The sequence below is a fragment of the Streptomyces sp. KLMMK genome (assembly GCF_036961605.1).
In the GTDB taxonomy this organism is placed as follows: Bacteria; Actinomycetota; Actinomycetes; order Streptomycetales; family Streptomycetaceae; genus Streptomyces; species Streptomyces telluris.
In genome coordinates, this window is sequence record NZ_JBAMDC010000484.1 from 1 (window position 1) to 4,335 (window position 4,335).

The 4,335-nt window shown below is 75.1% G+C and carries 3 protein-coding genes and 1 pseudogene; 1 reads left to right on the plus strand and 3 read right to left on the minus strand.

All coding sequences use genetic code 11. From position 1 onward, the window contains the following. Nucleotides 1-204: pseudogene (locus tag V7793_RS34115) on the plus strand (serine/threonine protein kinase); the annotation flags it as partial. A 91-nt stretch (nt 205-295) separates the two neighbouring features. Here the strand turns inward: V7793_RS34115 and V7793_RS34120 are convergent. From V7793_RS34120 to cobT, 3 genes are all read right to left on the minus strand, one after another. Further along, nucleotides 296-1,114, minus strand: coding sequence for a TrmH family RNA methyltransferase (locus V7793_RS34120; protein WP_336013570.1), 819 nt, complete (start codon nt 1,112-1,114; stop codon nt 296-298). A gap of 51 nt (nt 1,115-1,165) precedes the next feature. Then, nucleotides 1,166-2,422: a uroporphyrinogen-III C-methyltransferase gene (gene cobA / locus V7793_RS34125; RefSeq protein ID WP_336013571.1), complete on the minus strand. Its 1,257-nt coding sequence runs from the start codon at nt 2,420-2,422 to the stop codon at nt 1,166-1,168. A 157-nt stretch (nt 2,423-2,579) separates the two neighbouring features. Continuing rightward, a partial coding sequence (gene cobT, locus V7793_RS34130; protein WP_336013572.1) for a nicotinate-nucleotide--dimethylbenzimidazole phosphoribosyltransferase occupies nt 2,580-4,335 on the minus strand: 1,756 nt, incomplete at its 5' end.

Consider the following 4,335-nt stretch of genomic DNA (forward strand, 5'->3'; position numbering starts at 1 on the left):
CGGCAGCGGCTGACCGTCTTCGTGGTGGTGACGCTGCTGGTCGCCCTGGGCATCGCCGTCGCGCAGGGCTGCCAGGGTCCCGAGCGGAACACGGACGGGCTGCAGCAGGTGTCTCCGGTCTCCCGGAGCGATCAGCCCGGACAGCAGGGCCGGCACGGGCAGCAGGGCCTGCAGGGCTTCTTCGGGGCGCCGGGCGGGCACTGACACCGCCTGCAGGGCTCGCTCAGGCGCGTACTGCCCGGCGGTGCCGGCCGCCCTGGGCGCCCGCCGGGCGGGCCCCGGCCCTGCGCGGGCCTCAGTCCTGCGGGCGGCCCGCCGTCACCGCGTAGAACGACACGGCCGCCGCCGCGCCCACGTTGAGCGAGTCGATGCCGTGGGCCATGGGGATGCGCACCCACTCGTCCGCCGCCATCAACGCGCGCGTGGACAGGCCCTCGCCCTCGGCGCCCAGCATGAGGGCGACCCGCTCCAGCCGGTGCGGGGCCGCCGCGTCGATGGACGTGGCCTTCTCGTCCGGGGTGAGGGCCAGGATCCGGAAGCCCGCCCCGCGCACGGTCTCCAGGTCGCGCGGCCAGGTCTCCAGGCGCGCGTAGGGCACGGAGAAGACGGCGCCCATGGAGACCTTCACCGAACGCCGGTAGAGCGGGTCCGCGCAGTCCGGGGAGAGCAGGACCGCGTCCATGCCGAGGGCCGCCGCGCTGCGGAAGATGGCCCCGATGTTCGTGTGGTCGTTGACCGCCTCCATGACGGCGACGCGGCGCGTGCTCCGCAGCAGCTCCGCGGCGGACGGCAGGGGCTTGCGCTGCATGGAGGCGAGGGCCCCGCGGTGGACGTGATAGCCCGTCACCCGCTCGGCGAGGTCGGGGCTCACGGCGTAGACGGGGGCCGGCGCCTCGTCGATGACGTCGCGCATGACGTCGACCCACTTGGCCGACAACAGCATCGAGCGCATCTCGTACCCGGCGTGGCGGGCGCGCCGGATGACCTTCTCGCCCTCGGCGATGAAGAGCCCTTCGGCGGGTTCGCGGCGGCGGCGCAGCTCGACGTCGGTCAGGCCCGTGTAGTCGTGCAGGCGCGGGTCGTCGGGGTCGTCGATGGTGATGATGTCGGCCATGTTCTCGGTCCTCGGTGCGGGGTGCTCGGTCGCGGGGCGGGGCGGTGGGCTCTAGCGGCCGGTTCCGGTGCCGATCGTCACCACGTCGCCGATGACGATGACCGCGGGGGGCCTTATGCCTTCCGCCGCGACGCGCTCGCCGACGGTGGCCAGGGTCGCGTCGACGCGCCGCTGGGCGGCGGTGGTGCCCTCCTGCACGACGGCGACGGGTGTGGCGGCGGGGCGGCCGTGCCGGACGAGGACCTCGGCGATGGCGCCGATGTTCTCGACGGACATCAGCAGGACGAGGGTGCCGCGGAGCCTGGCGACGGCCTCCCAGTCGACCAGGGACCGCGGGTCGGCGGGGGCGACGTGGCCGCTGACGACCGTGAACTCGTGCGCGACGCCGCGGTGGGTGACGGGGATGCCGGCGGCGCCGGGGACGCTGATGGTGCTGGAGATGCCGGGGACGACGGTGCACGGGATGCCGTGCTCAGCGAGGGCCTGGGCCTCTTCCATGCCCCGGCCGAAGACGAAGGGGTCGCCGCCCTTGAGTCGCACCACCGACTTGCCGGCCCTGGCGTGCTCGATCAGGGCGTTGTTGATGGCTTCCTGGGCCATGAAGCGGCCGTACGGGATCTTCGCGGCGTCGATGACCTCGACGTGCGGGGGGAGCTCGTCGAGGAGGTCGCGCGGGCCGAGGCGGTCGGCGATGACGACGTCGGCCTGGGCGAGGAGGCGGCGGCCGCGCACGGTGATGAGGTCGGGGTCGCCGGGGCCGCCGCCGACGAGGGCGACGTGGCCGGTGGCCGTGCCGTCGCCGGCGCCCGTGGCGCGGGGGCGGAAGTGCGGGGCGGTCAGGGAGCCGTCGCGCAGGCCCTCGATGATCGCGTCGCGGACGGCGGCGGAGCGGCGGGGGTCGCGGCCGGTGAGCACGGCGACGGTGACGCCCTCGCTGCGGCCGGTGGCGGGCGTCCAGGCGGAGGCGGCGTCCGCGTCGTCGCTGCGCACGGCCCACACGCGGCGGGCCTCGGCCTCGGCGGAGGCGGCCCGGTTGGCCTCCGGGTCGTCGGTGGAGATCAGGGCGTACCAGGCGCCGTCGAGGTCGCCGTCCCGGTAGCGGCGGCGCTCCCAGCGCAGTTCGCCGGTGTCGGCCATCGCTTCGACGGAGGGGGTGGCGGAGGGGGAGACGAGGAGGATGTCGGCACCGGCGGCGAGCAGGGCGGGCAGCCGGCGCTGGGCGACCTGCCCGCCGCCGAGGACGACGACGCGGCGGCCGGAGAGGCGCAGTCCGACGGGGTAGGCGACGGCTTCGTTGTGCTCGGCCATGGGCGTGCGGTTCTCCTCGTGGGCGGGCGAATGCGCTGGTGGGGACACCCTACGGTGCGACGCGGGGTCGGGGGCGGGGTGGGACGGGCGCTTCCGCCGGCGGCAAGTGGCGAACCCCCCACGTGCCGGAGGCGCGTGGGGGGTTCGCCGTGGGTCGTCAGCCCTTCTCGGTGACGCCCGCCGCGTCGAACGTGGCCACCTCGTGCATGGCGCGGGCGGCGCTCTGCACGATCGGCAGGGCCAGCAGGGCGCCCGTGCCCTCGCCGAGGCGGAGGTCGAGGTCCACCAAGGGGCGCAGGCCGAGCTTCGTCAGCGCAGCGACGTGGCCCGGCTCCGCGCTGCGGTGGCCGGCGATGCAGGCCGCGAGCGCCTCGGGGGCGATGGCGCGGGCCACGAGGGCCGCGGCACCGGCGCTCACACCGTCCAGGATCACCGGCGTGCGCAGGGACGCGCCGCCGAGGATCAGGCCGACGAGGGCCGCGTGCTCCAGGCCGCCGACCGCGGCGAGGACGCCGATGGGGTCCTTCGGGTCCGGCCGGTGCAGTTCGAGGGCGCGCCGGACGACGTCGACCTTGCGGGCGTGCATCTCGTCGTTGATGCCGGTGCCGCGGCCGGTGATCTCGGCCGGGTCGGCCTCGGTGTAGACGGAGATGAGGGCGGCCGACACCGTGGTGTTGGCGATGCCCATCTCGCCGGTGAGGAGCGCCTTGTTGCCGGCCGCGACCAGGTCGCGGGCGGTCTCGATGCCCACCTCGAGGGCGTGCATCGCCTCCTCGCGGGTCATGGCGGGGCCGGTGGTGATGTCGGCGGTGCCGGCGCGGACCTTGCGCGGCAGGAGGCCGGGCGTGCTGGGCAGCTCCCCCGCGACGCCGACGTCCACGACGCAGACCTCGGCGCCGACCTGGTTGGCGAACGCGTTGCACACGGCGCCGCCGCCCAGGAAGTTGGCCACCATCTGGGAGGTGACCTCCTGCGGCCACGCCGTGACGCCCTGGGCGTGCACCCCGTGGTCACCGGCGAAGATCGCGACGGCGGCGGGCTCGGGGATCGGCGGCGGGCACTTGCGCGACAGGCCGCACAGCTGCGCGGAGATGATCTCCAGCATGCCGAGCGCGCCGGACGGCTTGGTCATGCGCTTCTGCCGCTCCCACGCCTCGCCGAGCGCCTTGGCGTCCAGCGGGCGGATGCCGCGCAGGGCCTCGGCGAGCAGGTCGTGCGGCTCCTCGCCGGGCAGGGCGCGGCGGCCGTACTCCTCCTCGTGCACCACCCACGACAGCGGCCGGCGCTTGGACCAGCCGGCCTGCATCAGCTCGGGCTCGTCCGGGAACTCGTCGACGTAGCCGACGCACAGGTACGCGACGACCTCCAGGTGCTCGGGCAGGCCCAGGGTGCGGACCATCTCGCGCTCGTCGAAGAAGCTGACCCAGCCGACGCCGAGGCCCTCGGCGCGGGCGGCGAGCCAGAGGTTCTCGACGGCCAGCGCGGAGGAGTACGGGGCCATCTGCGGCTGGGTGTGGCGGCCCAGGGTGTGACGGCCGCCGCGGGTGGGGTCGGCGGTGACGACGATGTTGACGGGCGTCTCGAGGATCGCCTCGATCTTCAGTTCCTTGAACTGCTTGGCCCGGCCCTTCGGCAGCGACTTGGCGTAGGCGTCGCGCTGGCGCTGGGCCAGTTCGTGCATGGCCTGCCGGGTCTCCGCGGAACGGATGACGACGAAGTCCCAGGGCTGGGAGTGGCCGACGCTGGGTGCGGTGTGTGCGGCCTCCAGGACGCGCAGCAGCACCTCGTGGGGGATGGGGTCGGTGCGGAAGCCGTTGCGGATGTCGCGCCGCTCGCGCATCACGCGGTGCACGGCTTCGCGCTCGGCGTCGCCGTACCCGACGGCTGCGGGCACCTCGGGCCGGGGCTCGGCC

Coding starts and splice junctions, on each gene's coding strand:
- cobA (WP_336013571.1), bottom strand. CDS start 2,422: ATGGCCGAGCACAACGAAGCCGTCGCCTACCCCGTCGGACTGCGCCTC.
- V7793_RS34120 (WP_336013570.1), bottom strand. CDS start 1,114: ATGGCCGACATCATCACCATCGACGACCCCGACGACCCGCGCCTGCAC.